The 25,093-nt window shown below is 68.6% G+C and carries 26 protein-coding genes; 6 read left to right on the top strand and 20 right to left on the bottom strand.

Translation table 11 applies throughout. The features are described from left to right. Positions 1-4: 4 nt before the first annotated feature. On the bottom strand, positions 5-640 hold the full coding sequence (locus EV651_RS03175; RefSeq protein WP_133781722.1) for an O-methyltransferase: 636 nt from the start codon (positions 638-640) through the stop codon (positions 5-7). Between the two features lie 94 nt (positions 641-734). On the opposite strand from EV651_RS03175, the gene EV651_RS03170 reads away from it, so the two are divergent. Further along, positions 735-1,718, top strand: a complete 984-nt coding sequence (locus EV651_RS03170; RefSeq protein ID WP_133781720.1) for a carbohydrate kinase family protein — start codon at positions 735-737, stop codon at positions 1,716-1,718. On the opposite strand, the gene EV651_RS41775 is transcribed toward EV651_RS03170, so the two are convergent. Further along, positions 1,715-2,203, bottom strand: coding sequence for a hypothetical protein (locus tag EV651_RS41775; RefSeq protein ID WP_202870130.1), 489 nt, complete (start codon positions 2,201-2,203; stop codon positions 1,715-1,717). The genes EV651_RS03170 and EV651_RS41775 overlap by 4 nt on opposite strands. Before the next feature lie 76 nt (positions 2,204-2,279). Then, complete coding sequence (locus EV651_RS03160; protein ID WP_133781718.1) at positions 2,280-2,699, bottom strand: ester cyclase; 420 nt, start codon at positions 2,697-2,699, stop codon at positions 2,280-2,282. 75 nt (positions 2,700-2,774) lie between these two features. Here EV651_RS03160 and EV651_RS03155 point away from each other — a divergent pair, with 75 nt between their 5' ends. Further along, positions 2,775-3,368, top strand: coding sequence for a TetR/AcrR family transcriptional regulator (locus EV651_RS03155; protein ID WP_133781717.1), 594 nt, complete (start codon positions 2,775-2,777; stop codon positions 3,366-3,368). Between the two features lie 67 nt (positions 3,369-3,435). On the opposite strand, the gene EV651_RS41770 is transcribed toward EV651_RS03155, so the two are convergent. Next, positions 3,436-3,663: a hypothetical protein gene (locus tag EV651_RS41770; RefSeq protein ID WP_202870129.1), complete on the bottom strand. Its 228-nt coding sequence runs from the start codon at positions 3,661-3,663 to the stop codon at positions 3,436-3,438. 43 nt (positions 3,664-3,706) lie between these two features. Continuing rightward, positions 3,707-3,904, bottom strand: a complete 198-nt coding sequence (locus EV651_RS41175; RefSeq protein WP_202870128.1) for a hypothetical protein — start codon at positions 3,902-3,904, stop codon at positions 3,707-3,709. A 117-nt stretch (positions 3,905-4,021) separates the two neighbouring features. On the opposite strand from EV651_RS41175, the gene EV651_RS41765 reads away from it, so the two are divergent. Further along, the gene (locus tag EV651_RS41765; RefSeq protein WP_133781715.1) at positions 4,022-4,363 is read left to right on the top strand and encodes a hypothetical protein; all 342 of its coding nucleotides are present in this window, start codon (positions 4,022-4,024) and stop codon (positions 4,361-4,363) included. On the opposite strand, the gene EV651_RS43075 is transcribed toward EV651_RS41765, so the two are convergent. From EV651_RS43075 to EV651_RS03085, 12 genes are all read right to left on the bottom strand, one after another. Next, complete coding sequence (locus EV651_RS43075) at positions 4,337-6,097, bottom strand: HNH endonuclease signature motif containing protein (RefSeq protein WP_133781713.1); 1,761 nt, start codon at positions 6,095-6,097, stop codon at positions 4,337-4,339. The two genes, EV651_RS41765 and EV651_RS43075, sit on opposite strands and share 27 nt — an antisense overlap. 39 nt (positions 6,098-6,136) lie before the next feature. Continuing rightward, entirely contained in the window at positions 6,137-6,517 is a 381-nt protein-coding gene (locus EV651_RS03135; RefSeq protein ID WP_133781711.1) for a hypothetical protein, read from the bottom strand. 771 nt (positions 6,518-7,288) lie between these two features. Continuing rightward, positions 7,289-7,978, bottom strand: a complete 690-nt coding sequence (locus EV651_RS03130) for a GntR family transcriptional regulator (RefSeq protein ID WP_133781709.1) — start codon at positions 7,976-7,978, stop codon at positions 7,289-7,291. 39 nt (positions 7,979-8,017) lie between these two features. Then, positions 8,018-9,298: an alpha/beta fold hydrolase gene (locus tag EV651_RS03125; RefSeq protein WP_133781707.1), complete on the bottom strand. Its 1,281-nt coding sequence runs from the start codon at positions 9,296-9,298 to the stop codon at positions 8,018-8,020. 115 nt (positions 9,299-9,413) lie between these two features. Continuing rightward, on the bottom strand, positions 9,414-10,238 hold the full coding sequence (locus EV651_RS03120; RefSeq protein WP_202870127.1) for an ATP-binding cassette domain-containing protein: 825 nt from the start codon (positions 10,236-10,238) through the stop codon (positions 9,414-9,416). Next, positions 10,235-11,050: an ABC transporter ATP-binding protein gene (locus EV651_RS03115; RefSeq protein WP_133781705.1), complete on the bottom strand. Its 816-nt coding sequence runs from the start codon at positions 11,048-11,050 to the stop codon at positions 10,235-10,237. Before EV651_RS03115 ends, EV651_RS03120 begins: the two co-directional genes overlap by 4 nt. Next, the gene (locus EV651_RS03110) at positions 11,047-12,030 is read right to left on the bottom strand and encodes an ABC transporter permease (protein WP_133781703.1); all 984 of its coding nucleotides are present in this window, start codon (positions 12,028-12,030) and stop codon (positions 11,047-11,049) included. Before EV651_RS03110 ends, EV651_RS03115 begins: the two co-directional genes overlap by 4 nt. A 118-nt stretch (positions 12,031-12,148) precedes the next feature. Next, positions 12,149-13,096: an ABC transporter permease gene (locus tag EV651_RS03105; RefSeq protein WP_133781701.1), complete on the bottom strand. Its 948-nt coding sequence runs from the start codon at positions 13,094-13,096 to the stop codon at positions 12,149-12,151. Beyond that, positions 13,093-14,787, bottom strand: coding sequence for an ABC transporter substrate-binding protein (locus tag EV651_RS03100; RefSeq protein ID WP_238156617.1), 1,695 nt, complete (start codon positions 14,785-14,787; stop codon positions 13,093-13,095). Before EV651_RS03100 ends, EV651_RS03105 begins: the two co-directional genes overlap by 4 nt. Further along, on the bottom strand, positions 14,787-16,724 hold the full coding sequence (locus tag EV651_RS03095; protein ID WP_133781699.1) for a glycoside hydrolase family 127 protein: 1,938 nt from the start codon (positions 16,722-16,724) through the stop codon (positions 14,787-14,789). Before EV651_RS03095 ends, EV651_RS03100 begins: the two co-directional genes overlap by 1 nt. Before the next feature lie 93 nt (positions 16,725-16,817). Beyond that, on the bottom strand, positions 16,818-19,358 hold the full coding sequence (locus EV651_RS03090; protein ID WP_133781697.1) for a polynucleotide kinase-phosphatase: 2,541 nt from the start codon (positions 19,356-19,358) through the stop codon (positions 16,818-16,820). Beyond that, a complete protein-coding gene (locus EV651_RS03085; protein ID WP_133781695.1) occupies positions 19,355-20,764 on the bottom strand; it encodes a 3' terminal RNA ribose 2'-O-methyltransferase Hen1 in 1,410 nt (469 codons plus the stop codon). Before EV651_RS03085 ends, EV651_RS03090 begins: the two co-directional genes overlap by 4 nt. 217 nt (positions 20,765-20,981) lie before the next feature. On the opposite strand from EV651_RS03085, the gene EV651_RS03080 reads away from it, so the two are divergent. Further along, on the top strand, positions 20,982-21,305 hold the full coding sequence (locus EV651_RS03080; protein WP_133781693.1) for a hypothetical protein: 324 nt from the start codon (positions 20,982-20,984) through the stop codon (positions 21,303-21,305). Positions 21,306-21,429: 124 nt separating this feature from the next. Here EV651_RS03080 and folE read toward each other — a convergent pair whose 3' ends face one another. Next, positions 21,430-22,041: a GTP cyclohydrolase I FolE gene (folE, locus tag EV651_RS03075; protein WP_133781691.1), complete on the bottom strand. Its 612-nt coding sequence runs from the start codon at positions 22,039-22,041 to the stop codon at positions 21,430-21,432. A 75-nt stretch (positions 22,042-22,116) separates the two neighbouring features. Here folE and EV651_RS03070 point away from each other — a divergent pair, with 75 nt between their 5' ends. Together EV651_RS03070 and ybaK are read left to right on the top strand one after the other, a co-directional pair. After that, positions 22,117-22,794: a metalloregulator ArsR/SmtB family transcription factor gene (locus EV651_RS03070; RefSeq protein WP_133781689.1), complete on the top strand. Its 678-nt coding sequence runs from the start codon at positions 22,117-22,119 to the stop codon at positions 22,792-22,794. Positions 22,795-22,803: 9 nt separating this feature from the next. After that, positions 22,804-23,289: a Cys-tRNA(Pro) deacylase gene (gene ybaK, locus EV651_RS03065; protein ID WP_133781687.1), complete on the top strand. Its 486-nt coding sequence runs from the start codon at positions 22,804-22,806 to the stop codon at positions 23,287-23,289. Here the strand turns inward: ybaK and EV651_RS03060 are convergent, their stop codons facing one another. After that, on the bottom strand, positions 23,290-24,084 hold the full coding sequence (locus EV651_RS03060; RefSeq protein ID WP_133781685.1) for an ATP-binding cassette domain-containing protein: 795 nt from the start codon (positions 24,082-24,084) through the stop codon (positions 23,290-23,292). It abuts the gene before it with no gap. Further along, positions 24,081-25,091, bottom strand: a complete 1,011-nt coding sequence (locus EV651_RS03055) for an ABC transporter permease (RefSeq protein ID WP_238156616.1) — start codon at positions 25,089-25,091, stop codon at positions 24,081-24,083. Before EV651_RS03055 ends, EV651_RS03060 begins: the two co-directional genes overlap by 4 nt. Positions 25,092-25,093: the final 2 nt, after the last annotated feature.

Genomic DNA, 25,093 nt, shown 5'->3' with positions numbered 1-25,093 from the left:
CGGCTCACTTCTTCCGGACCAGCGTCAGCCCGTCGCCGATCCCGAGCATGATCACGTCGACGCGGTCGTCCTGGGCGACGTGCGCGTTGAACTCCTTGCGATCCGCCGGACCGTCCGCGTCCACCACCCGGCCGCCGGCCAGCGTGTTGTCGAACAGCAGCAGCCCGTTCGGCCGGATCAGCGGCAGCACCGCCTCGTAGTACTGGACGTACCAGCCCTTGTCGGCGTCGACGAAGGCCAGGTCGAACTCGCCGTCGAGCTTGGTCACCGACTCGTGCGCGTCGCCGATCCGCAGGTCGATCCTGCCCGCGACCCCGGCCCGCTCCCAGTACTTGCGCCCGATCGACGTCCACTCGTCGCTCACGTCCAGGCAGATCAGCTCACCGTCGTCGGGCAGCCCACGAGAGATCGCCAGCGCGGAGAAGCCGGTGAAGGTGCCGATCTCGACCGCCCGGCGGGCGCCGATCAGGCGGGTCAGCGTGGTCAGCAGACCGGCCTGGTCCGCGGTGGTCAGCATCCCGGCGGGGTTGCCGAGCTTCTCGGTCTCGGCGCGCAACTCGGTCGCGATCTCGTCCAGCGGCATGCCGTGGGCGAGCATGTAGTCGTGCAGTTCCTCGGTCACCGGTACCTGATGGCCCATGGAAATCCACCCCTCCGTGTATTAGATCGGTCGCCTGTAGTCTCTATGGGTTGCTCGAACGCCTCGCAACCACCCCACCTGAGGAGCACCCCGTATGCGCATCGCCGTCGCCGGCTCGATCGCGACCGACATCCTGATGACGTTCCCGGGCCGGTTCAAGGACCAGTTCCTCGAGGAGCAGATGCACAAGGTCTCCCTCTCGTTCCTGGTCGACGAGCTGGTCGTCCACCGCGGCGGCGTCGGCGCCAACATCTGCTACGGCATGGCCCAGCTCGGGTTCCCGTCGCTGCTCGTCGGCTCGGTCGGCGCCGACTTCGTCGAGTACGGCGCGGCGCTGACGGAGGCCGGCGTCGACATCTCGCATGTCCGCGTCTGCGAGAACGTACACACCGCGCGGTTCACCTGTACGACGGACCTGGACGCGAACCAGATCGCCTCGTTCTACACCGGCGCGATGGCCGAGGCGCGCGAGCTCGATCTGGGCGCGATCCATCAGGCCGCGGGCGGTGTCGACCTGGTCCTGATCGGCGCCGACGACCCGGCGGCGATGCTCAAGCACACCGAGCTGGCCAAGCAGCACGGGATCGCGGTCGCGGCCGACCCGTCGCAGCAGATGGCGCGGATGGACGGCGAGGACATCCGGACGCTCGTCGACGGCGCGGCGTACCTGTTCAGCAACGAGTACGAGGCCGGCCTGATGGTGCAGAAGACCGGCTGGAGCCACGACGAGATCCTCGAGCGGGTCGGCGTACGCGTCACGACCCACGGCGGCGACGGCGTCGTGATCGAGGACTCCACCGGGATCCTCGCGAAGGTTCCCGCGGTGCCCGCGCCGAACCTGGTCGACCCGACCGGTGGCGGCGACGCCTTCCGGGCCGGCTACCTCACCGGCCGCGCCGCCGGCCTCGACCACGAAGCGGCCGCCCACCTCGGCTGCACGCTGGCGACCACGGTGCTCGAGACGGTCGGCACCCAGGAGTACAGCCTGGACCACCCGACCTTCCTCGACCGGCTCACCAGCACGTACGGCGCCGACGCTGCCGCCACCGCGAAGCAGGCGCTGCGGGTCATCGCTTAGGTCGAGGTGATCCGGTCGATCGTGAACGTGGCCTGTTTGCTGTTCGCGATACCGACCCGGATCCGGTAGCCGCCGATCGCCGCGGACTTCTTCGGCCCGAGCGTGACGTGCTTGTTGCCGACGTAGAACGTGATGGCGGTCTTGTGCCGCTCGTACCCGACCATCTGCCCGCCGTTGCAGGTGAAGCCCTGGTCGGAGATGAAGATGTTGCTGCCCGAGAAGTCGAACCTGCCGTCCTTGAACGACCCCGTGCAGTCCGCCTCCGGCACAACCGGCTTGGGCTTCACCGTCGGCTTCGGAGTCGGTTTCGGTGTGGGTTTCGGTGTGGGTCGCGGGATCGGTGTCGGCGTGACGATGGGCGGCGGCGTACTGCTCGCAGCTGTGGACCCACCTGCCGACCAGGTCCCTGACCCGCCACTGCACCCCGCCAGCACCAACACCGCGCCCACCACACCCACCACGCCGACCCACCGCAGCTCACCCATACCGCCAGCGTCCCAACACCCCGGCGGTCAGGCGTCCGGATGTCCGCAACCTGTCACGCCCGGCTCGCCCTGTTGCTCAGCTGAGGCGCGCGAGGACGCCCGTTTGGGCCAGTAGGGCGAAGCGGTCCGGGGAGCCCCAGTGTTCGACGATCCGGCCGTCGACGACTCGCGCCTGCTCGAACAGCACGATGTCGATCGGGGCGTTGCTCGGCGGCCCGAAGAACGATCCGGTCGCCGTACCCCGGGCGCGGCCACGAGCCCAGACCAGGTCGCCGACGACGACCGAATCCTCCAGCGTGTAGACGATGTCCGGCATCAGCTCGTGCACCTGCCGGATCGCGGCCTTGACCTGCGCGCGGGCCTCCTCACCCCGTCCGGCCAAGCCGAACTGGTGCTCGATCAGGTCCGGCGCGCACAGCTCGTCGACGATCGCCTCGTTCCCCGTTGCGAATCCCTCATGCAGGATCCGCTCCAGAACGTCGAGTGGTGTTCCCATGACTCCCCCTTGAATTGCACTAGCAGTGCACTCGATGCAGTGTCACTGCATTGAACACAGTGATAGTGTGCCGACATGGCCGACCCTGTCAAGACCTACCGCCAGGTGCAGGCGGAGGAGACACGGATCCGGATCGCGCAGGCGGCGCGCCGGCTGTTCGCCGCGCAGGGGTACGGCGCCACCTCCATCGACGCGATCGCCAAGGAGGTCGGGGTGGCGACCCGGACCGTGTACTCGGCGTTCGGCACCAAGCGGGAGATCCTGTCGCTGATCTGCGACCAGTGGCTGAGCGCGGCCGGCGCGATCGAGCGGGCCGGGCAGGTGTTGGCGATCGAGGGCCCGGCCGAGCGCCTCCGCGGCGCCGCGGGCTGGCTCACGAACCTGTACGCCGCCGGCTTCGACGTCGTCCTGATCTTCGAGGCGGCCACCGACGAGAGCCCCGAGACCAGGGCGCTGCTGCGTTCGAAACTTGCCGGCCGCAACCAAGTGATGGACGCGATCATCGCATCGTTGGAGAGCGAGCTGCGCATCCCGCTCAAGCAGGCACAGGCTGTCTACCGCGCGCTCGCGGCACCCGGTGTCTACCAGGAACTCGTGGACGAGTCCGGCTGGACGCCGGCAGAGTTCGAGCGCTTCGTTGCCGACTCTCTCGAACGACAGCTGCTCTGAGCCTGGATCCGTCGACCGCCGGGAAGCTGGACGCCGACCCACCAGAGATGCCCCCAGCCCTTCGAGCTCACGTGAGCCGGAGCAGTCCGTCCTGACCGACGCGGATGCGGGTGCCATATCCGCGGCTCACCCGATCGAGCGTCCGGCACGACCACTCGCGGTCGCTGGGGCCGGCGGGGCGCAGCCGGATCCGATGGGTCTGCATGACGCCCATGCGAACGTCAGCAAGCCGGTAGTGCACGGCTTTGCCCGGGACCGCATGGCCGCGCGCCGTCACACTGGTCTCCAGGTTCACCAGCCGCACGTCCGGCGTGAAGCAATCGAACAGGGCGAGCGCATCACCCCATGGCCAATCGAAGGCAACCGGCGCCGGGATGGGCCCCGTTGATCGCCTCGGCCAGGCTGACATAGGTCCGCGCGTCCCGTACCGACTCCTCCCACAACTCTGGATCACCCGGGTGCGGCAAAATCTGGTCGACCCCTCGACCGAGCATCACGTCGCCACCGAGGAACAGCGTCAGAACATCGTCGGCCACAGTTCACTCCGCCATCGTGTCCGGAGCCCACCTCAGGCTAGCGCTCCGCTGAGGAGCGGCTCGCGGTACGGCTCAATGCGCCGAACGTGCACCATAAGCAACAGACCAGACGCGGAGGTGCGCGATCCTGCCCGGGACGCGCCGCGGTTCGCTGCCCGCCGTGCTGCCGCCACCGACGTACTGGCTGGCGCTACCGGTCAGAAGGGTCGCGGATCACCGGACGCCGTCCGATGCGACGCAGTCAGCGGCCGCCTGCGGTCACGACTGCGGTCACGACTGCGGACGCCCGTGCCCAGCCCGGTGGCAGTGGTGATGGCGGCGAAGGCGGTGGTGCTGGCGACGGCGTTGACCGTGATGGCGCGGGTGGTGGCGCAGGTGGTGGCGCGGGCGATGGTGCCGGTGATGGTGCCGGTGATGGTGTGCCGTCTGCCTTCAGAACGGTGGCGGGTCGTGAGCTGACTGCCGGGGGCCGGCGGTGAGATTTGCGTCGGGTTGGGTGATGGGTCCGCGGGCGGGTGGAACGGTGGTGTAGCGGTGCCCGGTGGGCGTGGTCAGTGTGATCGACCCGTCGGGGTGGCTGGTGGTGGTCCAGCCCCACGCGCGGGTGTCCTTCACGACGTGGTGGTATTCGCAGTACGGCGCCATCCCGGACAGACTCGTGCGTCTGGATTGGGCGAAGGGGGTGAGGTGGTCGCGGTCGCATTCGCGGGAGGTGCGGTTGCAGCCGGGCCAGGCGCACACGGGGTCGCGGGCGAGCAGGGTTTCGGTGACCAGCGCACCGGGATCGTGGCGGGTGGTGGAGGCCTCGAGCACGGTGCCGTTGGCGGGGTCGGTGAGGAGCCGGCGCCAGGTGCCGTCGGCGGCGATGCGGCGGGCCAGTTCGGCGGGGATGGGTCCGTAGCCGGTGAGCTCGGCAGGGTCGTCGTCGAGGCCGAGCAGTGTCGAGGCGGGGACGACGACCTCGATGTGCGGGCGGCGGCGGTGCTGGTCGGGCAGCCGCCGGCCGAGCCAGTCCAGCCCGTTGCGCAAGATGTGCCCGAACAGATCCGCGGCCACATCCGCACGCCGCTGCTCGGCGGTCCGAACATCCTTCTCCGCAACCGCGCCAGCACCAGCACTCGCCCCGGCATCCGCAGTAGCACTCACACCAGCATCCACACTGGCACCCACACCGGCACCCACACCGGCACCCACACCGGCACCCACACCGGCACCCGCACCGGCACCCGCACCGGTATCCGCACCGGTATCCGCACTGGCGGGGGTGCCGGCGATGCCGGCGGACATGCTGCCCGGATCCGGATCGGGTCTGGCGGCCGGGGATCCTGGACCGGCGGCTGCGGGGGCCGGCAGCCCGGGATCCACGGGCGCGCCGAGCGAGGCAGCGGGCTCCGCGCCGGCGGTGGAGTCGGCGGTGGAGTCGGCGGCAACGGTGGCGGTGGGGTTTGCGGTGGGGTTTGCGGTGGGGTTGGTGGTGGCGGTGGCGCGTTTGGCGAGGGTGGCCAGGGCTTGGATGGTGACCCACATTCGCTGGATGTTGTCGGCGGTGTGCACGATCCACAACCCGGCCATGCCGTTGGCCAGCGCGACGATCTTGCAGGTCCGCTCGGCCACCGCGGCGCGGTGATCCTCGGCCGCGCGCGGGGCGGTGTGTTTGGCGACCTGGCGGCGCAACGACTCCAACAGGTTGCGGTGGGTCTGCTTCGCGGCACGTTTCAGCACATGCGCCTCCACCGCCCGGGCCGCCTCATCCGGCAGCGCGCTGGTCGCTTCGCAGATGGCCAGCGCCTTACCCCACGTCAACGCGCCGCACCGCAACCCCGAATAGGTGGCCGACAGCGACGACGTCAGGCGTAACGCGGTCTCCACCCGCCGCCCCACCGTGTTGAGCGACAGACCGAGGGCCAGCGCGATCTCGCCGTACCAGGACCGCTCCGGATCGACCGGGCGCCCCCTGGAATCGAGCTGGGTCGGGCGCGGCGACTCGCGATGCTCGGCGCGCCGCTGCCGCACGAACGACGCCGTCGCACCGGTCTTGATCGCCTCACCAAAACCGATCAACCGGTCCGCCGCCTTCATCAACTCGATCAACGCCATCGGCGACATCGCCTCCGGCCGCGTCCCCTCCAACGCCGCCGCCAACGCACCACCGGGCGGCAAGAACACCCACGCCGGCGCCTCCCGGCGCAGCATCTCCCGCTCCGCGGCGTCCTGCTCGACACCGTCCCACTCCTACCACTCCAACTCATCCACCCGCGAGTACCGCCTCCCGCCCAGCAACTCCTCCAGCTCCGCGTCCAACTGGTCCTGCTCGCTGATCACCGCCGGGCCATCGGGAGGCTCGGGATCGGTCGGGTAGACCAGGTCGTCCGGCACGTAATCGGCCTCCGGCGGCGCGTCATCCCACACGCTCCACGCAGACCGCGCGACCACCCCACCAGAAGCAGCCGCGATCGTGGCCTCCTGGCCCGGGGTGGAGGCGAGCGTGGCCCACTGGCCAGGAGCCGACCCGGACGGACTCGGCGCGGAGACGATCCCCGCCACAGAGGGCGCGGCCGGTTCGGCGGGGACCTGGTGGTCGCCGCCGAGTTGGGTGATCGACATCCCTCTCATGCACCTATATTAGAACACTTGTTCGATTGAACCAAATCGAATGTCACTCCGGCAGAAGTCCCGTTTCGGGACATCGGTGACAGTTGTGCATCAGGACATCGGTAACGGTTGATGTCTCAGGACATCGGTAACATTCGCGGCTTGTCGGTGCTTGGTCCGGGTGGTTTGGCGTTGCCGACGAAGCGATGCCGGGTGCGAGTCGGGTGTGCTCGACGAGGATTTCGCCCTTCGAGGTCCGTGACGGGTGATCGTGTCGCCGATCTTGTTGCCGTTGGTGATGACGAGGATCTGCTGGAAGCCGTACTGGGCGCCGACCAGGTATTGGACATTGTTCAGGTAGAACGCGCCGGCGCTGGACAGTTTCTGATGACGGTGTCGGGTGGCAGATCGGCTGGTAGTGGTGCGGGCCTCGGCCGGTGGGTGCGAGGGTGCTGGATGCGGGAGCGGGAAATCTGCTCACGGATGGGAGCGGGGAGCCTCGGCCTTCGCGGTGGCTTCCCAGGCGGTCAGGGGTGTGACGCGACCGGCCAAGCCCTGGTGGGACCGCTGGGTGTTGTAGATGTGGTCGAACGCCTCGACCTGGGCATGTCACCACCAAGAATCCTTGCAGTGTCACCGATGCCCTGATGCAGACTGTCACCCATGTCCTGCGTCATAACAATATGTCTTCCACAGATGCCTCGAAACATTGCAGGTCAGGCCGTCGGTCGAATCGTTGCTGATAGCAATCGAATCTCCGAGGCACTAGATGCTTGGACGGCGGCGTTGCGTCTACTCGGTGGTGGAGTTGCGGGCCCATAGGCCTCGGACGTGGCCGATGTGGCGGCGCATCAGTTGCTCGGCGCCTTCGGCGTCGCCGGCCTCTACGAGGTCCAGTAGTTCGTGGTGTTCGGCAGCCGACGTGACCAGGCGGCCGCTCTCGACCAGCGGGGTCAGGCCGAGCAGGCGCGTCTGCGAGCGCAGGTCCGACACGACGTCGACGAGCTTCTGGTTGCCGGAGTACGCGAGCAGCGTCACGTGGAAGACCCGGTCGGCCTCGATGTACGCGATCAGGTCGCCGGCCTGGGCCGCCACCACGATGTCCTCGGCCAGCCGCCGCAGCCGCGGGTAGTCCTTCGCGGGGATCGTCGGTACGACGTCCCGGATCGTCGGCGGCTCGATCAGCTGGCGTAGCGCCGCCAGGTTGTCGAGGTCCTCGTCGGACACGTCGGTGACCCGGAAGCCCTTGTTGCGCAGCGAGATCACCAGGCCCTCGCGGACCAGGTCCAGCATCGCCTCGCGGACCGGTGTCGCGGAGACACCGAACCGCGCGCCGAGCGTCGGCGCCGAGTATACCTCCCCCGGCTTCAGCTCGCCGGAGATCACCGCCGCCCGCAGTGCGTTGGCGACGCTGTCGCGCAGGTTCTCGCGTTGCGCCAGCCGCCGTACGCTCGGCAGCGGCCCGATCGAATCGGCAGCCATGGTTCACCTCCTGGGTCGCCGCCTATTGTGAAACACCGGTCATCCGGGATTGGGGATGCCACCCCCGATGGAGGCGACCAGCTCCGTGAGCCGCTCGAAGACCCGCTGCGTACTCAGCCCGTCGTGCTCGTACTCGTTCGTCACCCAAGCCTGCACGTTGCCGACCCGGTGCGCGGTGTCCAGCTGCAGCCCGGAGTCGACGTACATGTCGTCGAAATACACCGCGGCCGCCACCGGTACGTCGTTCGCGGCGAGCCGCTCCAGGTCGTACAGCTCCGGCCACCGCGGCCGCTGTGCCAGCACTTCGACCGCGCCCTGGAACGGGCGCAGCCCGCGGATCTCCTCGAACATCCAGGGGTACATCATCTCGCCGGTGAACAGCAGCGGCCGCGCGTCCTCGGCGAACTCCGGATGCCGCGCCCGCTCCGCCTGCGCGGCCCACCCGGTCGCCCCGTCACCGGACCCGTAGATGCTCTCCTGCAGCGCGGCGAACAGCGGTTCCGCGAGGTACGACGACAGTCCCAGCACCTGGCCGAGGAAGCCGTCGGACAGCTCGTCGCCGTCGAAGGCCTCGTCGATCAGCCAGTGGATGCGCTCGTATCCGGGTTTCATCCCGAAGTCGATCCCGAGCGACTGCAACCGCCGTACCGTCAGCCGATCCCCGTCCGGGAGCCGTACGTCGGACTCTGCCAGCCGGTCCGCGATCCGGCCGATCCGCTCCACGTTGTGCGGGTACCGCCGGTAGAACTCCCGGTTCTTGGCCGCCACCCGCGGATAGGTCCGCCGGTACACCTCGGCCGCCGACGGGTCGACCGACGCGAGCCCACCGGTCACGTAGCACGCGGTCAAGGCATCCGGCGCCTTGGACAAGTAGGTGAGCGTGAGGAAACCGCCGTAGCTCTGGCCGAGCGTCGACCAGCGGCGGCCGCCGAAGACCTTGTTCCGCAGCTGCTCCGCGTCCGCGATGATCGAGTCCGCCCGGAAACACGCCAGGTAGTCGGCGCCTTCCTCGGCTGACATCGACGCCATCCGCCGCCCGCTGACCGGCGTACTCCGGCCCGTGCCGCGCTGGTCCATCAGCACGATCCGGTAGTTCTTCAGCGCATGCTCGATCCACCCCGACACCCCGGTCGGCCGCGGCCCCTTCCCGCCAGGCCCGCCCTGCAGGAACAGCAGGCACGGCAGCTCCTCGTCCTTCCGCGTCGGATCGACCAGCTCCCGCGCGAACACGGTGATCGACTCCCCCGGGTTCGACCAGTCGAGCGGAACGGAAAGCTCGTGCTCACGGACGTACATGCCAGGAATGGTGTAGCTGGTCATGGGGCCTCCCGGCCTGGACTGAGGAGTGGAGGGAGCGGAGCGACCGGAGCGACGAGGGAAGGCCGGGAGTCACAGCCCCATGACCCGCCGCGACGGAGTCGCGGCATGTGCACAGTCATGAAGCTCTCTTCCCCCTGCGTCTGGCGTCCCATTCCGGGTTGATCCGCGGTACGGCGGCCAGCAGCGTCTTCGTGTACTCGTCCTGAGGATCCCCGAACACCTGGTCCCGTGTCCCCACCTCGACGATTCTGCCCCGGTTCATCACCGCGACCCGCTGCGAGATCTGCCGTACGACGGCCAGGTCGTGCGCGATGAAGACGTAGCTGAACCCGCTCTCCCGTTGCAGCCGCATGAGCAGCTCCAGCACCTGCGCCTGGATCGACACGTCGAGCGCCGACACCGCCTCGTCGCAGATCACCAGCTTCGGGTTCACCGCGAGCGCCCGGGCGATCCCGATCCGCTGCGCCTGGCCGCCGGAGAACTGCGCCGGGTACCGCCGGCAGTGGTCCGGGTTCAGACCGACCCGCTCCATCAGCTCCTGCGTGAACGCCCGCCGCCCGCCCTTCGGCATGATCCCCTGGTACGTCAGCGGCGCGGTGACGATCCGCTCGACCGTGTACCGCGGATTCAGCGACGAGAACGGATCCTGGAACACCACCTGCACGTTGTTCCGGAACGACGCCAGCTCGTTGCCCTTGGCCTTCGTCACGTCCTGCCCGTCGAACACGACCGTACCGGCGGTCGGCTCGAGCAACCGGGCCGCGATCCGCGCGGTCGTGGACTTCCCGCTGCCCGACTCCCCCACGATCGCGAGCGTCTCGCCGAGCTCGACCTCGAAACTCACGTCGTCGACGGCGGTGAACGTCGACTTGCGGGCCATCGTCCCTTCGCCGCGGGTGACGAACTCCTTGGTCACGCCCTTCACCTCGAGCAAAGTCACAGTGTCACCTCGTCATCGATGCTGTCGTCGATCCTGGGTACGGCGTCCAGCAGCATCCGCGTGTACTCGTGCCGCGGATCCGAGAACACCTGCTCCGCGGTCCCGTACTCGACCGGATCACCCGCCTGCATCACCAGCACCCGCTGGGCGATCGAACTGATCACTGCGAGGTCGTGGGTGATGAACATCATCCCGGTCCCGGTCGTCGACTGCAGTTCGGCGAGCAGCTCCAGGATCTGCGCCTGGACGGTCACGTCGAGCGCGGTCGTCGGCTCGTCCGCGATCAGCAACGACGGCGAACAGCACAGCGCCATCGCGATCATCACCCGCTGCCACATGCCGCCGGAGAACTGGTGCGGGTAGTGGTCGACCCGCCGCGCCGCATCCGGGATGTGCACCCGCTCCAGCGCCTCGATCGCGACCTTCCGGGCCGCGGTCCGCGACCCACCGCGGTGCGTCCGGTACATCTCGGAGATCTGCAGACCCACGGTGTAGTAGGGATTCAGCGACGACAGCGGGTCCTGGAACACCATCGAGATCGCGTTGCCACGCACGGATCTGAGGTCGCGGTCCGAGCGCCCGAGCAACTCGGCGCCGTCCAGCCGGACGCTGCCCGACGTACGGGCGCCGCGCGGCAACAGCCCGAGTACGGCGAGGGCGGTCATCGACTTGCCCGACCCGGACTCGCCGACGATCCCGACCGTCTCGTCCCGGCCGACCGTGAACGACACGTTCTTCACCACGTCGACCGGCCCACGACTGGTCGGCAAAGTGACAGTCAGATTGTCGACAACGAACAATTCGCCACTCACGATGACACCACCCGTACCCGTGGATCCAGAGCCGTGTACAGCAGGTCGACCACAACGTTGCCGATGACAACGAAGAAGGCGGCGAGCAGGGTGACCGCCATGATCACCGGCTGGTCGTTCTTCGCGATCGAGTCGGCGGCCATCTTGCCGATGCCGTTCAGCCCGAACACGGTCTCGGTGATCAGCGCGCCGCCGAGGAGTCCGGCGAAGTCCATCCCGAAGATCGTGGTGATCGGGGTCAGCGCAGGCCGCAACGCGTGCCGGCGCATGATGAGCGCGCCGCTCAATCCCTTGGCCCGCGCGGTCCGGTAGTAGTTCTCGGCCAGCGTGTCGATGACGTTGCTCCGGGTCAGCCGTGCGTACAGACAGGCGTAGCCGACAGCGAGCACGACCCACGGCATCAGGTACGACTCGAGCCACAGCAGCGGGTCGTCCGCGAACGGCACGGCCGAGGGGAACGGCAGCAACTGCAGCTTCACGACGAGCACGTACTGCAGCACCAGCGCGAGTACGTAGTTCGGCACGCTCACTCCGCCGAGTGCGAGGCCCATCGCGGAACGGTCCCACCATGTGCCCTGCTTGACCGCGCTGACCAGACCACCGATCACGCCGACGAGCAGCCACAGTACGGCGGCACCGACCGCGACCGTGATGCTGACCGGGAGCCGCGCGGTGATCATGCTCCACACCGACTCGTTGGTCTGGAAGCTGTACCCGAGACACGGCGCCGAGCAGTGCACCGAGCCGTAGTCGCGACCCGCGAAGATCCCGCTCAGGAAGTCCCAGAACTGCGTCAGGAGCGGCTGGTTGAGCCCGAGCACGTCACGGATCGAGTCGATGCGCTCCGGCGTACACGTCTTCCCGCAGATCATCACCGCGGGATCCGGCGAGAGCTTGAAGAAGATCAGGTACGTGAACAAACACACGGCCACCAAAATCAGTACGACGCCACCCAGCCGGCCCAGGACGTAGCGGGTCATGGGGCCTCCCGGTCTGGACTGAGGAGCGTAGGGAGCGAAGCGACCGGAGCGACGAGGGAAGACCGGGAGTCACAGCCCCATGACCCCGCCGGCGCCGGAGGCCCGGCAATGTGCACAGTCATGCGGCTTCTCCTTGGTCGATGAGGGTGCGGATCTTGTCGCCGAGGACGGTGAGCGACAGCACCGTGAGGAACAGGAACAGGCCGGGGATCGCGAAGAACATCGGGTCCACCGAGTACCAGCTGACCGAGCTCGAGATCATCTGGCCCCAGGACGCGGTCGGCGGCGAGACACCGACGCCGAGGAAGGACAGGCCGGCCTCGGTGCCGATGTAGCCGGGGATCGCGAGCGTCGTCATCACGACGATCGAGCCGCGCAGGTTGGGCAGGATCTCGCGGAACACCACCTGGGAGTCCTTCGCCCCGGACGCCCGCGCCGCCTCGACGAACTCACGGTTCGCCAGCGTCATCGTCTGGCCGCGGATCACCCGCGCGAGGTACGGCCAGCCGAACGCGCTGATCACCACGACCAGCAGCACCGGCCGGTTCCCGGACGGCAGCGACGACAGGATCGCGATCATGAAGATCAGCGCGGGGAACGCCATCAGGAAGTCCATCAGCCGAGAGATCACCTGGTCGACCCAGCCGCGGTAGAACCCGGCGAGCATGCCGAGCACGACGCCGAGGATCCCGGTCAGCAGGGTCGCCGACAGCGAGATCGTGATCGACACACGCGCGCCGTACACGATTCGCGCGAACAGGTCGCGGCCGTTCTGCGGCTCGACGCCGAACCAGTGCGAGCCGCTGATCCCGCCGAGCGAACCGTGCGGTACGCCGCCGAGGTCGGAGTTGATCGCGGCCGAGTCGAACTGGTACGGACCCCAGCCGCTGAGCTTGGTGATCAGCGGCGCGGCCACCGCCATCAGGACCACGATCGCGAGGAACACCAGGCAAGCGAGCGCGCCCTTGTCGCGCGTGACCGCGGTGAGGATCCGCCGGCCCGAGGTGGGCGGTGCCGACGACGGCACCGCCTCCTCGACCTCGACGAGAGTCGGGCTGGTTGTCACTTCCCGGCGTCCTTCAATCCGACCGACACCAGGTCGATACCGCCCGAGAACCCGTCGTGCAGGTAGGCGCCGCCGATGTTGCTGCCGACAAGCATCAGGACCTTCTCGTACAGCAGCGGGACGACCGGCGCCAGCGCCATGATCTGCTTGTCCAGTTCGCCGTACGCCGCATTCGCAGCCTTCACATCGGTCAGCTTGGAGATCTCGTCGATCTTCGCGTTCACGCCCGGGTCGTTCAGCTGCGCCAGGTTGCTGTTGCCCTTCGGGGTGATGTTGCGGCCGTCGAACAGCGGCGGCAGGAAGGTCGCGCCGGACGGCCAGTCCGGGCACCAGCCGGTGATCGCCGCGTCGTGCTGCTGCGAGGTCGTACCGATGACCTCGTAGTACGTCGCGGTGTCGATGGTGTTGATCTTCACGGTGATCTTCAGCGGCTCGAGCGCCTGCTGGATCGCGACCGCCATCGCCTGCATCTTCGGTTGCGCGCGGGTGTCGAGCGTCATCGTGAAGCCATTGGCGAATCCGGCCTCGGTGAGCAGCTTACGGGCGCCGTCGACGTCACCCTTGTGGTCCGGGCTCGGGTACGGGTCGTAGTCCACCCGGCCGGCGATGGTCGGCGGCTGGATGCTGGTGGCGATCTCGGCGAGGGTCGATCCGCCGACCGCGTCGCGGACGGTCTGCTTGTTCACCGCGAGGTTGATCGCCTGCCGGACCTTGACGTTGTCCAGCGGCTTCTTCGTGGTGTTCAGCCCCATGTACGTCGTGCAGCCGCCGAGACCGCTCATCGTGCGCTCCTTGAGCTGCGGCGTCTGGATGCGCGCGACCGAAGCGGCCTGGATGGTGCCGGCGATCGCGTCGGCGTCCGTGCCCTGACCGGCGATCATCCGCTCGTCGATCGTCGCCGGGTCGAGCCCGAACGTCCACTGGAACGCGTCCGGATTCGCCGACCGTACGTCGTCGGTCTTCTTGTCCCACTTGTCGTTGCGGACCACCTTGAGCGACGCGCCCGGCTTGTACTCGGACACCTTGTACGGCCCGGAGGCGATCGGCTTGCTGTCCAGCGCGTTGCCCGCGCCCTGCCCCTTCGGAACCGGCGTGAACGTGTTCTGCGCGACCACGCTGCCGAAGTCGGCGTACGGCTTCTTCAGGTGGAACACGATCGTCTTCGCGTCCGGCGTCGCGATCGTCGCCAGGTCACCCGACTTGTAGGGCCCCTGGTACGAAGCGGGCGCCTCGATCAGCTGCTTCGCGTACGGCGAGCCGATGCCGATCTCCGGGTCCCACGCACGCGAGACACCCCACTTCACGTCGGCACTCGTGATCGGCGCACCGGTCTCGAAGAACAGGCCGTCCTTCAGCGTGAACGTCCAGGTCTTGCCGCCGTCGGAAGGCTTGCCCGTGTCGGTGGCGAGGTCCGGCACGATCTTGGTGCCGTCGGCCCCCGGTGCGGCGCCCTGGGTGGTGAGCGTGCGGTAGATCAGCCGGTAGAAGTTGTTGACGCCGCCGTCGAAACCGCGGGCCGGGTCGAGGTGCGAGAAGGCCGCGTTCGCCAGCACCTGGAGCGTGCCGCCCTGCGCGGCCTTGGCGCCGGGCCCGGCGGATTCACCTTTGGCGCCGGACGCACCGCCGCCGCACGCGGTCAGTGCGAGCGCGGCGGATGCCACGAGCCCCACCAGCATGGAAGTTCTCTTCATCAGTTGTCTCTTTCGGTTCGCAGCCACACACGCATGGCCAGGGCCTGACGGTTTCCCCAGAGGAAGTACGGCACGAATGTCACCGGTACCTCGTCGATGGCGGATCCTGGGGTCTGTTCTGTGAGCACGGGAGGGAGCACGGGAGGGAGCACGGGGTAGAGCTCGGGAGGCGGCGCCGGCGCGACACCGGCGGTCAGTTCGAGGACGAGATGGTCGTCCTGCTGCCGCGCGATCGCCTTGGCCACAGCGGCCGGCGTGAGCAGCAGGTCGTCGACCGGCGCGGCGGCATCTTGTTGCTCGACGCAATAGACCAGCGGTCCGCGGGCGACGGCGATCGCGCCTCGGGTCGCGTCGACGTACGGGTGCGATCCGTGCGCTCTGGGTGCCATCGGCAACGTCAGCCGCAGTACGTCGCCGGCGGCGAACGTCCGCCGGACCACGGCCCAGCCGTCCACCGCCGCAATCCGTTCTTCGCCGACCTCGCCTGCTTCAGCGCCGCCGGCCGCAGCGGGCGCGGTCAGCTCGGCGCCTGCTGCCCACCACGGGATGCGTAGGGCGATCGCCCGCTCCTCCGCCGGTGCATCTTCGACGGTCAGCGTGATCTCGCCGTCCCACGGGTAGTCGGTGCCGACCTTGACGCTGAGATCACCCACGGTGATGCGGGCGTCGGCGTAGATGCCGACGTACAACGTGTTGTCGCGGTGGAGCGCGATGTGGTCCTGGAGTTCGGACATCCAGCGGATGATGTTCGGCGGGCAGCACGGGCAGCCGAACCAGGCGCGCCGGAGCAGTTCCCCGCCGTCCTCCATCCCGGAGCGCTGCTCGTGGTCCGGCCGGCGCTGCAGCGGGTTGTCGTAGAAGAACGCCGTACCGTCGGCCGAAAGCCCTACGGCATAAGCGTTGTAGAGCACGGTCTCGTACACGTCGAGGTACGACGCCTTGCCGGTGGCGCGGAACATCCGCCACGCCCACTGCATCGTCGCGATCGCCGCACACGTCTCGGCGTACGCGCGCTCGGACGGCAACTCGTACCGGTCGCCGATCGCTTCGTCGGAGTGCCGGCTGCCGAGCCCGCCGGTGAGGTACAGCTTGGTCGCGACCATGTCGTCCCACAGGCGCTCCAGTGCGGCCAGCAGCGTCGGATCGCCGGTCTCCAGGTGTACGTCGGCGGCACCGGCCGCGAGGTACGCCATCCGTACGGCGTGACCGGTGACGGACGGAAGCTCACGGAACGGCACGTGGTCCTGGAAGTACTCGCCCGGGAAAATCGTGTGCTCGAGCTTCCCCCGACCACGCCGGTCGACGAACAGCCGCGCCTGGGTCAGGTAGCTCTCGTCGCCGGTTTCACGATAAAGCTCGACGAGCGCCATCTCGACCTCGGGATGCCCGTCGACAACCTCCTCGCCGTGTTCGCCGTACTTGTCGACGACGAGATCCGCGAAGCGCCGGGCGATTGTCAACAATCTTCCATCGGACAATCGACGCTGCGCCGCGACGGCCGCCTGGATGAGGTGGCCGAGGTTGTAGAGCTCGTGGCCCCAGCCGAGGTCCGACCAGGGCTGTTTCGGCTGGTCCGGGTCCTGGAAGTACGAGTTCAGGTAGCCGTCCTCGGCCTGCGCCTGCTCGAGCAGCTCGACGACCTCGTCGAAGAACTCCCGCGCACCAGCCGGCGCCTCGTCTACTGCGCCCTCGCGATCGACCTCGTAGGCGAGACCCTCCAGCGTCTTGTAGAGATCGGTGTCCAGGAACGGGTACCGCCCGCGGTACGGCCCGACCGACGGGTCGGCCAGCCGCCGGAGATTCTCCAGGTTCCCGGCCTTGCGCAGTTCGGTGATCGCGTGCGGGATCGTCGCCCGCCGGTTCCGCTGCTGCCAGTCGTGCAGCAACCCGCCGGTCAGCTCCACGCTCAGCCCAAGGTTCTCAGTACCGTGTGACATTGCACAGACCCTAAGTGCAATGTCACACCTTGCCAACCCCCAGCCCAAGACGTTTACACGCCGGAAACGATCCGACCCGCCAGCGGCAGGGCGTCAGAGGCGGGGGTCGATCGGTTCGGATTCGAGGGCCAGCACGGCGAAGACGCACTCGTGGATGCGCCACAGCGGTTCCCCGCGGGCGGCGCGGTCCAGGGACTCCAGGCCGAGGGCGTACTCGCGGAGGGCCAGGGAGCGTTTGTGGCCGAGGTTGCGGTCGCGGAGGCGGGTGAAGTTCTCGGGCTCGGTGTAGTCGGGGCCGTAGATGAGCCGCAGGTACTCCTGCCCGCGGACCTTCAGCCCCGGCTGAGCCAGACCCTTGGCCGTTCGGGTCAGGTTCGCGGCCGGCTTCACCACCATGCCTTCACCCTCACCCTGCCCCTCTCCCCCGGCCCCGGTCAGCTCCTCCCACCACGCGATCCCGGCGTCCCAATTGCCCGCGTCCACGAACAGCCGCCGGGTCTGCGTGATCAACTCCGGGCCTGCAGCAACCATCCGGTCCGCCACACCCAGGTGCCATGCGTGCGGTTGCTCCTGGTACGTCGCCCCTTCGGACGCGAGCACCTGGAACGGCGCGATGCGCACCCCGTCGAGCCCATCGGTCGGCCAGCAGTACCGTCGGTACGCCGCGGTGAACCGCTCCGCATTCGCCGTACGCCGCTCAACCGACGCCAGCAGATCGCCAACGTCCAGACCGGTCGCCTGGGCGGAGCGTAGCGCAGCGGTTGCTGCGGGCAACGACGTACGGGCGGCCGCCCCGACCGCGGCGTACTGGTTCCGGAGAAGATCCTCGGCCTTCGCGCTCCACGGCAGCAGCTCGGCGTCGAGCAACAGCCACGACGTGTCGAGTTCATCGAAGAGACCAGCAGCAGACGCGACCGCACGCAGCCGGAGCAGTAGCTCGTCGGTCAGCTCTGCGCCGAAGAACGACCGCCCGGTGCGAGTGTGGATAGCACCGCGGCCGGCCAGACCGAACCGCTTCTCGGCCACGTCGTCGTCCCGTGTCAGCAGCACGACCGCCCGCGAACCCATGTGCTTCTCCTCGCACACCAGCTCGGTGACACCCTGGCCCCGGAACGTCTCGAACGCCTGCCGCGGGTGCTCCAGCAGCCCCGGCTCCGGCGAGGTCGCGACCGGGCTCATCGTCGGCGGCAGGTACAGCAGGAACCGCGGATCGATCGCGAACCGGCTCATCACCTCCAGCGCAGCGCCGGCCTGCTCGGCCCGGATGCTCAGCCGTCCGTGGGAAGCGGTCTCGATCACGCGGCGGCCGGTCACGTCGGTCAGCTCGAGTACGTCGGGCTCGCGCGCCGGCGCCGTTGCCACATGCAACGGCTTCGCCGGCGCGTAGTACTCCTCGGCCGCTTCCACCCCCACCAGCTCGCGCTCCGGGTAGCGCAGCGCGGTCAGCGATCCGCCGAAGACGCAGCCCGTGTCGAGGCAGATCGTGTTGTTGATCCACTCCGGCTCGGGCGTCGGCGTGTGACCGTAGACGACCATCGCGCGACCGCGGTAGTCGTTCGCCCACGGGTACCGCACCGGCAGCCCGAACTCGTCGGTCTCCCCCGTCGTCTCGCCGTACAGGCAGAACGAGCGGACACGGCCCGACGTACGACCCTGCATCCGTTCGACCAGGCCGGCGTGCGACACGACGAGCTTGCCGTCGTCGAACACGTAGTGCGAGATCAGTCCGTCGATGAACGCCATGACCTCGGCGCGGAACTCCGGAGGCTCAGCGGCCAGTTGCTCCAGCGTGGTCTCGAGGCCGTGGCTGACCTTCACGTTCTTGCCCCGCAGCGCGCGCAGCAACTTGTCCTCGTGGTTGCCGGGCACGCAATAGGCGTTGCCGCTCGCAACCATTCCCATCACGAGCCGGAGCACGCCGGGCGAATCGGGACCGCGGTCGACGAGGTCACCGACGAAGACCGCCCGCCGATCCGGGTGGACCGCGTCGACCGGTCGGCCGGTCTCGTCGCGGGCCAGGGTGTAACCGAGTTCGGTGAGCAGTCGCTCGAGTTCGGGACGGCACCCGTGCACGTCGCCGATGATGTCGAACGGGCCGTGCTGATCGGTCAGGTCGTTGTACAGCCGCGTCCGTTCGATGCTGACGGCATCGATCTCCTCGACGCTGTCCAGCACGTGAACCGTCCGGAAGCCTTCACGCTTCAGGCTGCGCAGGCCGCGCTTCAGCTGCGAGCGCTGCCGGGCGATCACCTTGGACTCGAACTGCCGGTCGGACCGCTGCTCGTTCCGCTCGACACACACACGCTCAGGCGGGTCGAGCACGATCGCGACCGGAAGTACGTCGTACTCGCGGGCCAGGTTCACGAGCTCCTTGCGGGCCTCCGGCTGCACGTTGGTGGCGTCGATCACCGTCAACCGCCCGGCGGCCAGCCGCTTCCCGGCGATGAAGTTGAGCACCTCGAAGGCGTCCTTCGTCGCAGCCTGGTCGTTCTCGTCGTCCGAGACGAGCCCGCGGCAGAAATCGCTCGAGATCACCTCGGTGGCCAGGAAGTGCTTGCGCGCGAACGTCGACTTGCCGGAGCCGCTCGCACCGACCAGCACGATCAGACAGAGAGCTGGTACGTCGATCGTCATCGGGCCTCCTCCCGGCGGAACAGTGCGAGCTGGGTCGGCGGTCCCACCTCAGGATCCTCGGCGTCGACAGGCCGGAACTGCACGGTGTAGCCGAAGCGGTCCGCGACCTGCTGGGACCAGGTCCGGAACTCCGCGCGGGTCCACTCGAAGCGGTGGTCCGGGTGGCGGAATTTGCCGGCCGGGAGCGACGGGAAGCGCACGTTGTACTCGCTGTTCGGGGTGGTGACGACGACCGCGGCAGGGCGCGCCGCGCGGAAGACCGAATCCGCGAGGGCCGGGAGGCGTGGCGGGTCGACGTGCTCGACGACCTCCATCAGTACGACGGCGTCGAGCCCGGCGAGCCGCTCGTCGGCGTACGTCACCGACGACTGCAGGAACTTCAGCCGGTCCCGCTGGCGGTCCGGCAGGTCGTCGTAGTGCAGCCGCCGCTTGGCCCCGATCAGCGCCCGTGCCGACACATCGGTCGCGATCAGCTCACCGATCATCGGGTCCTTCAGCAGCGCGCCGACCAGCGCGCCCTCACCACATCCGATGTCCGCGATCCGCCGCGCACCGAGCTCCCGCAGTACGCCGGCCACCGCCGTACGTCGTTCGACCGCCAGCGACACCGAGCCTTCGTCCGGCGTCTCCTCCGCGAGCTCGAGCCCGTCCGCCTCGGCCAGCCGCTCCAGGACAGCGTCGGCCAGGTAGCGCCGGTGCGCGAGGTAGCGGTGCGAGATCAGGTCCTTCTCGGGATGCGCGGCCAGCCAGCCCTCGCCGGCGCGCACGAGTTTGTCCACCTCGTCCGATCCGACCCAGTAGTGCTTGGCGTCGTCGAGGACCGGGAGCATCACGTACAAGTGCTTGAGTGCGTCGGCCAGCCGCAGTACACCGGTCAGCCGCAGGTCGACGTACCGCGAATCACCCCACGCCGGGATCTCCGGATCGAGCGGCACCGGGCGGGCGTCGACCGTCCAGCCGAGGGGCGCGAAGAACCGCTCGGCCATGTCGTCACCGTCGGCACCGCCGTTGCACGGGAGCGCCGGGACGTGGATCTCGAGCGGGATCGGTCGCGCGGCGAGGTCCGGGCGGGCGTCGCAGCGGCCGTTCATCGCCGTACGGAAGAGTCTTCCGAGCGCGACGGCGAGCAGGCTGGAGGCGGCGTACGGGCGGTCGTTCACATACTGCCCGAGAGTGAAGCCTTCGGCCGCCTTGCCGCGGCCGGCCTTCACCAGGCCGATCGGGTCGATCTCGAGCAGGACCGCCGCCGTACAGCGCTCGCCGGTCGCCTCCGGGTAGAAGACGTGGGCCGATCCCCCGGTGACGTCGATCGCCTGCGGACGGGCCGGGTTCTTGTGCAACAGGAACCCGAAATCGCTCGCCGGCGCGTCTACTCCGGCCAGATCGGTGCCAATCGTCAGGAACACCGTGGTATTCGATCACGGGTCGAGGATCGAGACACGCGGATTCAGGTCTGGCGTGTTCGGGGGTTTGGTTCTAGCTTGTTTTGAGAAGATGAGTCGCTACAGACCGTCCTTCCCCGCTGACAGTCGGTACATGTCCCCGGTTTGTGGCGAAGGCCCATTCACGCCGCTACGGGGAAAGGATCATGGCAGCTCTCTCACGCCACACGGGGTGTCACCGGTGAGACCCCAGACGTTCGAACTCGTTCGCTACACCGACATCAGTGGGGTTTCCGGAACCGGCGTCGTCGCCGAAGGCTGTGTGTTCACCGACGGCTCGGTCGCCCTGCGCTGGCACGGCGCGAACCCGTCGACGGCCGTCTGGCCGGACCTGGACTCCATCCTCGCCGTTCACGGCCACTGCGGCGCCACCGTTGTGCGCTGGCTGGACGTCTCCGAGATGGAACCAGTGCCGGGCACCGACCTCCTGCCCGGCGAGCTCACGCACATCCTGGCCACCGGTCGCCGGTCGCACCACCCGTCGACGGTCACCGCGTCAGCCTGACAACTCCGCCGCGGCCCGCACCCGCCGCCTCCGGGCGAACCCTCCAGCGCAGTGGATATCCCTCAGGCTGGAGGGTTGCCCACTGAAAACATGAGGGGGCAACCCTCCGACTGAGCGGGCAAGCTCAGGGTGTGAGGCCCGTCAGGGCGAAGAACTCCTGCCGCGAACTGGGGCTGTCGCGCAGGACCCCGTGCAGCGCGGACGTGACCGTGCGCGAACCAACCGCGCGGACGCCGCGCAACGACATGCACTGGTGCTCGGCCTCGATCACCACGCCGACCCCCTTCGGGTCGAGGTGGTCCTTGAGCCAGTCGGCGACCTGCTTGGTGAGCCGCTCCTGCACCTGGAAGTCGCGCGCGAACAGCTCCACCACCCGGGCCAGCTTCGAGAGCCCGAGGATCCGGTCGCCTGGCAGATACCCGACATGGGCGACGCCCTGGAACGGCAGCAGGTGGTGCTCGCACAGCGACTGCACCGGGATGTCCTTGGCCAGGACGAGCTCGTCGTACCCCTCGTCGTTCGGGAAGGTGGTCAGCTCGAACTCCCGCGGCGTCAGCATCTCGGCGTACGCGTTCGCGACCCGGCGCGGGGTGTCCGCCAGGTGCGCGCTCTGCGGGTCCCGCCCGAGCGCTGTCAGCAGGTCCGCGACCGCCCGCTGCGCCGCGGGCAGGTCGATCTCCTGCCGGCGCGCGACGATATGGAGGGGGACGGACTCGAGATCGGCCGAGATCGCCATCTGCACACTCCCTGAGGTATCAACGAACTGCCATCATACTGTTTTACCAACCGATGTTGTCGATAGAATCATTCCGTGGACACGTCCTGGGACGCCGCCGTTCAGGCGGTCGCCGTACTCGAGGAGCCGACCCGGCGTCGGCTGTACGCGTACGTCGTCGGCCGGCCCGAGCCTGTGAGCCGTGACGACGCCGCAGGTGCGCTCGGGCTCCCGCGGACCACGGTCGCGTTCCATCTCGACAAGCTGACCGAAGAGGGTCTGCTCGACACCTGCTACGAGCGCCGCACCGGCCGCACCGGCCCGGGCGCGGGACGGCCCGCGAAGCTGTACCACCGCTCCGACCGCGAGATCGAGATCAGCCTCCCCGAACGCCAGTACGCCGTCGTCGGCCACCTGCTCGCCACCGCGATCCAGGACGCCGAAATGACCGACCTCACACCCCGCGAGGCAGTCAACCGCCGAGCCCACGAGTACGGCGAGGCCCTGGGCCGAGCTGCTCAGGAGCGCGGTGAGGGGGACGTGCTGGTGCAGGTGCTCGAGGCGCACGGGTTCGAGCCGCGGCCGGAGGACGACGGGATCGCGCTGGCCAACTGCCCGTTCCGGCGACTGGCCAAGGACCACCCGCAACTGGTCTGCAGCATGAACCTGCACCTGGTCGCCGGCCTCCTGACCAGCCTCCACGCCCCGCTCCAGGCCGAGCTGGCCCCCACCCCGGGCCACTGCTGCGTCCGGATCATCAACCGTTCTCACTAAGCTCGCCCTGTGGCGAAGAAGCAGAGTCAAGGGACGCCGGCGACGGTTGCGTTGACGAAGGCGAAGGTCGAGTTCACGACGCATGCCTACGAGCACGACCCGGCGGCGAAGTCCTTCGGGCTGGAGGCCGCCGAGGCGCTCGGGCTGGCGCCGGAGCAGGTGTTCAAGACGCTGCTCGTCGAGGTCGACGGGAAGCTCACGGTCGGCGTCGTACCGGTCGACAAGCAGCTCGACCTGAAGGCGATCGCGGCCGCGGCCGGCGGGAAGAAGGCGGTGATGGCCGACCCGGCGGCCGCCGAGCGCACCACCGGGTACGTCGTCGGCGGCATCAGCCCGATCGGCCAGAAACGCGCCCTACCCACAGTCGTCGACAGCACCGCCGCCGACCACCCGACGGTCTACGTGTCGGGCGGCCGGCGCGGCCTCGACATCGGCCTGTCCCCCGCCGACCTGATCACCGTGACCAAGGCCCGTACGGCGGCCATCGCACGCTGATCACGAGGCGATCGCCTCGTCCGGGATCTCCTCGGCGCCGGTGATGAACGACACCACGTCGCTCATCGAGACCTTCTTCGGATCGACCACCCCGGTCCGCCGACCGAGCCGGTGGACGTGGATGCGGTCGGACACCTCGAAGACCGCCGGCATGTCGTGCGAGATCAGCACGACCGGCAGGCCGCGGTTGCTGATCCGCTTGATCAGCTCGAGGACGTGTGCGGTCTCGCGGACACCGAGGGCGGCGGTCGGCTCGTCCATGATCACGACCTTGCTGCCGAACATCGCCGCCCGGGCCACCGCGACCGCCTGCCGCTGACCGCCGGACAGGCTCTCCACCGGCTGGGTGATGTCCTGGATCGTTGCGATGCCCAGGGCATCCAGCTGGTTGCGGGCCTCGGCGCGCATCGCCTTGCGGTCGAGTATCCGGAGCTTGCCGAGCAGGCCGTCCCTGCGGATCTCCCGGCCGAGGAACAGGTTGGTCGTGATGTCGAGAGCGGGCGCCACCGCCAGCGTCTGGTACACCGTTTCGATACCGCTTCGGCGCGCGTCCAGCGGGGAGTGGAAGTGCACCGGCCGGCCGTCGAGCTCGATGGTTCCGGCGTCCGGCTGCAGCGCACCGGTGAGTGCCTTGATCAGACTGGACTTACCGGCGCCGTTGTCACCGACGATCGCCAGCACCTCCCCCGGGTACAGGTCGAAGTCGGCGCCGTTGATCGCGGTGACGTGTCCGTACCGTTTGACCAGTCCGCGACCGGTCAGCATCGCCGTACGCTCAACTGTCGTGGCGCTCATGCGCTCCTCCTCCGGGTCGCCTGGTCGAACGCGACCGCCGCGATCACCAGGACGCCGGTCGCGAGGTTCTGGTAATTCGAGTCGATGCCCATCTGGGTCAGACCACTGCGAAGGACCGCGACGATCAGCGCGCCGACGATCGTGCCCAGAACGCCGCCGCGGCCGCCGAACAGGCTGGTGCCGCCGATGACGACAGCGGTGATGCTGTCCAGGTTGCCGGTCTGGTAGGCGTTCGGGTCGGCGGTCGGGGTGCGGCCGAGCGCCATCCAGGCCGCGAAACCGTAGATGACACCGGCGACCAGGTACACGCTCACCAGGGTGCGGTCGATGTGGATACCGGTCAGCCGGGCGGCCTCCGGTTCGTTGCCCACGGCATAGACATGACGGCCCCACCCGGTCTTGGCCAGCACGAACCAGGTCACCGCGAACAGCACGGCGGCCAGCACCATGCCCATCGTGAACTGGACCCGGCCGAACAAGTAGAGCGACGTACCGAGCCAGGTCAGCAGACCGTCCGGCACCGGCCACGTGGTGCCTTTGCTGTAGAGGTTCGTCACCGCGGTCATCACCGCGAGCATGCCGAGGGTGACGATGAACGGCGGCAGCTTGATCCGGCTCACCAGGAGACCGGACAGCGTCGCCACCGCGGCGCAGGCGACGATCGCCACGATCATCGCCACCGGGCCGGGCAGGTGCCCGGTGGCGAGCCGGGTCATCAGCAGCGTGCCGAAAACGGCGATCGACGCATTCGCCAGGTCGATGCCGCTGGTCAGGATCACCAGGGTCTGGCCGAGTGCCAAAGTGCCGACGACGATCGACTGCTGGACGATGAAGGAGAAGTTGTCGACGTTCGCGAACGTGCTCGTGGCGAACGAGAAGAAGACGATCGCGACGAGCAGCGCGGCGGTCGGACCGAGCACCGGGTTGCGGGCGAACAGCGCCCGCACCGAGTCGCTCCGGCGGCCGGTATCGACGGTGGCAGGTGTCCCGGACTTCGTCATGGACATCG

Source organism: Kribbella sp. VKM Ac-2571, assembly GCF_004362255.1.
Classification (GTDB): Bacteria; Actinomycetota; Actinomycetes; order Propionibacteriales; family Kribbellaceae; genus Kribbella; species Kribbella pratensis.
The sequence above is the reverse complement of the archived record's forward strand: the minus strand, read 5'-3'. Positions and strand labels throughout refer to the sequence as shown.

Excerpts from the sequence above, each read along its gene's own strand:
- folE (WP_133781691.1), bottom strand. The coding sequence starts at position 22,041 with ATGGCGATCTCGGCCGATCTCGAGTCCGTCCCCCTCCATATCGTCGCG.
- EV651_RS03170 (WP_133781720.1), top strand. The coding sequence starts at position 735 with ATGCGCATCGCCGTCGCCGGCTCGATCGCGACCGACATCCTGATGACG.
- EV651_RS03130 (WP_133781709.1), bottom strand. The coding sequence starts at position 7,978 with ATGGCTGCCGATTCGATCGGGCCGCTGCCGAGCGTACGGCGGCTGGCG.
- EV651_RS03110 (WP_133781703.1), bottom strand. The coding sequence starts at position 12,030 with ATGACCCGCTACGTCCTGGGCCGGCTGGGTGGCGTCGTACTGATTTTG.
- EV651_RS03100 (WP_238156617.1), bottom strand. The coding sequence starts at position 14,787 with ATGAAGAGAACTTCCATGCTGGTGGGGCTCGTGGCATCCGCCGCGCTC.
- EV651_RS03175 (WP_133781722.1), bottom strand. The coding sequence starts at position 640 with ATGGGCCATCAGGTACCGGTGACCGAGGAACTGCACGACTACATGCTC.
- EV651_RS03155 (WP_133781717.1), top strand. The coding sequence starts at position 2,775 with ATGGCCGACCCTGTCAAGACCTACCGCCAGGTGCAGGCGGAGGAGACA.
- EV651_RS03060 (WP_133781685.1), bottom strand. The coding sequence starts at position 24,084 with ATGAGCGCCACGACAGTTGAGCGTACGGCGATGCTGACCGGTCGCGGA.
- EV651_RS03090 (WP_133781697.1), bottom strand. The coding sequence starts at position 19,358 with ATGACGATCGACGTACCAGCTCTCTGTCTGATCGTGCTGGTCGGTGCG.
- EV651_RS03160 (WP_133781718.1), bottom strand. The coding sequence starts at position 2,699 with ATGGGAACACCACTCGACGTTCTGGAGCGGATCCTGCATGAGGGATTC.
- EV651_RS03055 (WP_238156616.1), bottom strand. The coding sequence starts at position 25,091 with ATGTCCATGACGAAGTCCGGGACACCTGCCACCGTCGATACCGGCCGC.
- EV651_RS03095 (WP_133781699.1), bottom strand. The coding sequence starts at position 16,724 with ATGTCACACGGTACTGAGAACCTTGGGCTGAGCGTGGAGCTGACCGGC.
- EV651_RS03135 (WP_133781711.1), bottom strand. The coding sequence starts at position 6,517 with ATGAGAGGGATGTCGATCACCCAACTCGGCGGCGACCACCAGGTCCCC.
- EV651_RS43075 (WP_133781713.1), bottom strand. The coding sequence starts at position 6,097 with ATGCTGCGCCGGGAGGCGCCGGCGTGGGTGTTCTTGCCGCCCGGTGGT.
- EV651_RS03125 (WP_133781707.1), bottom strand. The coding sequence starts at position 9,298 with ATGACCAGCTACACCATTCCTGGCATGTACGTCCGTGAGCACGAGCTT.
- EV651_RS41775 (WP_202870130.1), bottom strand. The coding sequence starts at position 2,203 with ATGGGTGAGCTGCGGTGGGTCGGCGTGGTGGGTGTGGTGGGCGCGGTG.